At 53.1% G+C, this 5,571-nt stretch carries 2 tRNA genes and 3 rRNA genes; all 5 read left to right on the forward strand.

The annotated features are described in order from the left end of the window. Window positions 1-208: 208 nt before the first annotated feature. The 5 genes from H6F73_RS25800 (at window position 209) to rrf (ending at window position 5,405) form a co-directional block, all read left to right on the forward strand. Window positions 209-1,699 (forward strand): 16S ribosomal RNA (locus tag H6F73_RS25800). Window positions 1,700-1,820: 121 nt separating this feature from the next. Then, window positions 1,821-1,894, forward strand: a tRNA-Ile gene (locus H6F73_RS25805). A 53-nt stretch (window positions 1,895-1,947) separates the two neighbouring features. Further along, window positions 1,948-2,020 (forward strand) — tRNA-Ala (locus tag H6F73_RS25810). 309 nt (window positions 2,021-2,329) lie between these two features. After that, a 23S ribosomal RNA gene (locus H6F73_RS25815) occupies window positions 2,330-5,219 on the forward strand. A gap of 68 nt (window positions 5,220-5,287) precedes the next feature. Beyond that, a 5S ribosomal RNA gene (rrf, locus tag H6F73_RS25820) occupies window positions 5,288-5,405 on the forward strand. Together the 16S, 23S and 5S rRNA genes with 2 tRNA genes alongside form the textbook arrangement of a ribosomal RNA operon. Window positions 5,406-5,571 lie beyond the last annotated feature (166 nt).

Consider the following 5,571-nt stretch of genomic DNA (forward strand, 5'->3'; position numbering starts at 1 on the left):
GGGTTGACAGAGCTCAGTTGAGTTGATAGATTAGTAAAGCGCTCAAGAGGAAGCGACGCGAAAGCGAGACGCCTCGAAGCGCCCTGAACCTAGAAAAAATAATAGTTTGAAAGCCAGAAACATTCAACCGGGTCAAGAAGAAATTAGAACGAGCTGAGTAATCAGTAAGTGAAAGGAACCGGAACCATGAGAAATACCGGAGCCAAACCAAACGGAGAGTTTGATCCTGGCTCAGGATGAACGCTGGCGGTCTGCTTAACACATGCAAGTCGAACGGAGGTAGAAATACCTTAGTGGCGGACGGGTGAGTAACGCGTGAGAATCTGCCAAAAGGACGGGGACAACAGGGGGAAACCGCTGCTAAAACCCGATGTGCCGGAAGGTAAAAAATTAATTGCCTTTTGATGAGCTCGCGTCAGATTAGCTAGTTGGTGAGGTAAAGGCTCACCAAGGCGACGATCTGTAGCTGGTCTGAGAGGACGACCAGCCACACTGGGACTGAGACACGGCCCAGACTCCTACGGGAGGCAGCAGTGGGGAATTTTCCGCAATGGGCGAAAGCCTGACGGAGCCAGACCGCGTGGGGGACGAAGGCTCTTGGGTTGTAAACCCCTTTTCTCAGGGAAGAAAAAAATGACGGTACCTGAGGAATAAGCATCGGCTAACTCCGTGCCAGCAGCCGCGGTAAGACGGAGGATGCAAGCGTTATCCGGAATGATTGGGCGTAAAGCGTCCGCAGGTGGCCTTTCAAGTCTGCTGTCAAAGAGCAAGGCTCAACCTTGTCAAGGCAGTGGAAACTGAAAGGCTAGAGTGTGGTAGGGGTAGAGGGAATTCCCAGTGTAGCGGTGAAATGCGTAGAGATTGGGAAGAACACCGGTGGCGAAAGCGCTCTACTGGGCCTGCACTGACACTGAGGGACGAAAGCTAGGGGAGCGAATGGGATTAGATACCCCAGTAGTCCTAGCCGTAAACGATGGAAACTAGGTGTGGCCTGTATCGACCCGGGCCGTGCCGTAGCTAACGCGTTAAGTTTCCCGCCTGGGGAGTACGCACGCAAGTGTGAAACTCAAAGGAATTGACGGGGGCCCGCACAAGCGGTGGAGTATGTGGTTTAATTCGATGCAACGCGAAGAACCTTACCAGGACTTGACATGTCGCGAACCCCTTTGAAAGGAGGGGGTGCCTTAGGGAGCGCGAACACAGGTGGTGCATGGCTGTCGTCAGCTCGTGTCGTGAGATGTTGGGTTAAGTCCCGCAACGAGCGCAACCCTCGTCCTTAGTTGCCATCATTAAGTTGGGAACTCTAGGGAGACTGCCGGTGACAAACCGGAGGAAGGTGGGGATGACGTCAAGTCAGCATGCCCCTTACGTCCTGGGCGACACACGTACTACAATGGTTGGGACAGAGGGCAGCCAGACTGCGAAGTCGAGCTAATCCCGAAAACCCAGCCTCAGTTCAGATCGCAGGCTGCAACTCGCCTGCGTGAAGGAGGAATCGCTAGTAATCGCAGGTCAGCATACTGCGGTGAATCCGTTCCCGGGCCTTGTACACACCGCCCGTCACACCATGGGAGTTGGCCACGCCCGAAGTCGTTACTCTAACCCGCAAGGGAGGAGGACGCCGAAGGCAGGGCTGATGACTGGGGTGAAGTCGTAACAAGGTAGCCGTACCGGAAGGTGTGGCTGGATCACCTCCTTTATAGGGAGACCCGCTTCATCTGTCATGGAAGAGTAAAAATCATCAGACAGAGAGAAGATATCCCGAGGTCGTGACCGGGTGAAGAATCAAGGCTTTCAAACTATTAAACGGTTCAGAAAATGGGCTATTAGCTCAGGTGGTTAGAGCGCACCCCTGATAAGGGTGAGGTCCCTGGTTCGAGTCCAGGATGGCCCACCTGAATAGAAGTGAGAAAAGAGGAAAAACCTCTCAAAATTAACTTCTCTAGTGGGGGTATAGCTCAGTTGGTAGAGCGCTGCCTTTGCAAGGCAGATGTCAGCGGTTCGAGTCCGCTTACCTCCACTCAACCAACCGCCAAACATCTGCCGCCAACGCCTAAACCTAAAAAAAGTCATCTCGTCATTGCCAAATCAAAGAAAAAGCGGTTAGAATGAGAAGCCGCTCGATGAAAAGGCAAAGAAAGAACAGCGGAAAAACTTCAGCAACTGAACTTGAAACAAAAACAAGCCAGCCTGCTGGATGAAATTCCAGTCAGAACCTTGAAAACTGCATAGCAACAAGTCAGGTAGAAAGTGTTAGGCAATCAGCGAAGCGCAGCCGTAAAGGTTGTGACGAGCCAATTGCCACACAGACAATCAAAGAAAAGATCGTGGTCAAGCTACAAAGGGCTGACGGTGGATACCTAGGCACACAGAGGCGAAGAAGGACGTGGCGACCGACGAAACGCTCCGGGGAGCTGGAAGCAAGCATTGAGCCGGAGATCTCCGAATGGGGCAACCCCTAGTACAGCCTGTTGAATACATAGACAGGAATGAGCCAACCGGGCGAACTGAAACATCTTAGTAGCCCGAGGAAAAGAAATCAAAAGAGATTCCCCCAGTAGTGGTGAGCGAAAAGGGAAAAGCCTAAACCAACTGGAATACCAGTTGGGGTTGTGGGACAGCATCACGAGACGGGAAAGGTTAGACGAAGCCATTGAAAGCGGCACCAGAGAAGGTGAAAGTCCTGTAGTTAAAAACCCGAACCGCTCAGCTGTATCCCGAGTAGCACGGGGCACGTGGAATCCCGTGTGAATCAGCGAGGACCATCTCGTAAGGCTAAATACTCCTGTGTGACCGATAGCGAAACAGTACCGTGAGGGAAAGGTGAAAAGAACCCCGCAAGGGGAGTGAAATAGAACATGAAACCGTCAGCTTACAAGCAGTGGGAGGACGATTTAACGTCTGACCGCGTGCCTGTTGAAGAATGAGCCGGCGAGTTATAGGTTGTGGCAGGTTAAGGCAAAAATAGCCGGAGCCAAAGCGAAAGCGAGTCTGAAGAGGGCGAATTCGTCACAATTTATAGACCCGAACCCGGGTGATCTAACCATGTCCAGGATGAAGCTTGGGTAACACCAAGTGGAGGTCCGAACCGACCGATGTTGAAAAATCGGCGGATGAGGTGTGGTTAGGGGTGAAATGCCAATCGAACCCGGAGCTAGCTGGTTCTCCCCGAAATGTGTTGAGGCGCAGCGGTTGAGATTATAACCTGGGGGTAAAGCACTGTTTCGGTGCGGGCTGCGAGAGCGGTACCAAATCGAGACAAACTCTGAATACCAGGCGTACACTCAGCCAGTGAGACGGTGGGGGATAAGCTTCATCGTCGAAAGGGAAACAGCCCAGACCACCAGCTAAGGCCCCCAAATGGGCGCTAAGTGATAAAGGAGGTGGGAGTGCATTGACAACCAGGAGGTTTGCCTAGAAGCAGCCAACCTTAAAAGAGTGCGTAATAGCTCACTGGTCAAGCGCTCTCGCGCCGAAAATGAACGGGGCTAAGCGGCCTGCCGAAGCTGTGGGATATGTAATTTATGTATCGGTAGGGGAGCGTTCCGCAGTAGTGAGAAGCACTAGCGGTAAGCAGGTGTGGACGAAACGGAAGTGAGAATGTCGGCTTGAGTAGCGAAAACATTGGTAAGAATCCAATGCCCCGAAACCCCAAGGGTTCCTCCGCAAGGCTCGTCCACGGAGGGTCAGTCAGGGCCTAAGGCGAGGCAGAAATGCGTAGTCGATGGATAACGGGTTAACATTCCCGTACTGATTTAGGTTTGTGCAGAGGGACGGAGAAGGCAATCGCCAGCCGGATGTTGGTTACCGGTTCAAGCGTACAAGGTGTTGAGGGACGGAGAAAACGTCCTGAGCTGAGGCGCGAGTACGACCCCCTACGGGGGGGAAGTGGTAGAGGTCAGGCTTCCAAGAAAATCTCTAAACACGTTAAGCCTAAATTACCTGTACCCGAAACCGACACAGGTGGGGAGGTTGAGAATACCAAGGGGCGCGAGATAACTCTCTCTAAGGAACTCGGCAAAATGACCCCGTAACTTCGGGAGAAGGGGTGCCCACGCAAGTGGGTCGCAGTGAAGAGGCCCAGGCGACTGTTTACCAAAAACACAGGTCTCCGCCAAGTCGTAAGACGCAGTATGGGGGCTGACGCCTGCCCAGTGCCGGAAGGTTAAGGAAGTCGGTCAGGGGGAAACCCTAAAGCTGGCGACTGAAGCCCCGGTGAACGGCGGCCGTAACTATAACGGTCCTAAGGTAGCGAAATTCCTTGTCGGGTAAGTTCCGACCCGCACGAAAGGCGTAACGATCTGGGCGCTGTCTCGGAGAGAGGCTCGGCGAAATAGGATTGTCTGTGAAGATACGGACTACCCGCACCCGGACAGAAAGACCCTATGAAGCTTTACTGTAGCCTGGAATTGGGTTCGGGCTTCACTTGCGCAGGATAGGTGGGAGGCATTGAAGATTCCCTTGCGGGGGAATTGGAGCCACCGGTGAGATACCACTCTAGTGAAGCTAGAATTCTAACCCTAACCCGTAAACCGGGAAGGGAACCGTTTCAGGTGGGCAGTTTGACTGGGGCGGTCGCCTCCTAAAAAGTAACGGAGGCGCGCAAAGGTTCCCTCAGGCTGGTTGGAAATCAGCCGCAGAGTGTAAAGGCATAAGGGAGCTTGACTGCAAGAGCCACAACTCAAGCAGGGTGGAAACACGGCCTTAGTGATCCGACGGTTCCGAGTGGAAGGGCCGTCGCTCAACGGATAAAAGTTACTCTAGGGATAACAGGCTGATCTCCCCCAAGAGTTCACATCGACGGGGAGGTTTGGCACCTCGATGTCGGCTCATCGCAACCTGGGGCGGAAGTACGTCCCAAGGGTTGGGCTGTTCGCCCATTAAAGCGGTACGTGAGCTGGGTTCAGAACGTCGTGAGACAGTTCGGTCCATATCCGGTGCGGGCGCAAGAGCATTGAGAGGAGCCTTCCTTAGTACGAGAGGACCGGGAAGGACGCACCGCTGGTGTACCTGTTATCGTGCCAACGGTAGACGCAGGGTAGCCAAGTGCGGAGCGGATAACCGCTGAAAGCATCTAAGTGGGAAGCCCACCTCAAGATGAGTGCTCTCATGGAGTTAATCCAGTAAGGTCACGGAGAGAACATCCGTTAATAGGCGCTAGGTGGAAGCCCAGTAATGGGTGCAGCCAAGGCGTTCTAACAGACCGAGGGCTTGACCTCACCTTCTATTGATAATGACTAACTTGTTGCTATGCAGCCTTCAGGGTTGTGTTAACCCACTAATTTTTCCTGGTGCGTTTGGCGCGGCGGACCCACACCGACTCCATCCCGAACTCGGAGGTGAAACGCTGCAGCGGCAAAGATACTTGAGGGGTAGCCCTCTGGAAAAATAGCTCCGTGCCAGGTCTCTATTCTCTAAAAAGCCCCTTAATTACAAGGGGCTTTTTATTTGACACTTTTTAAAAGTGGTGGATTATCCCCACAGCCACTTTCGACCACACCGAGATAGTCATTGAAAAACTGAGCCGAACAGGCTGCTATAGGGTAAGTAGTCGAGCATGGGGGGAACAAG

Source organism: Microcoleus sp. FACHB-68, from assembly GCF_014695715.1.
Taxonomy (GTDB): Bacteria; Cyanobacteriota; Cyanobacteriia; order Cyanobacteriales; family Oscillatoriaceae; genus FACHB-68.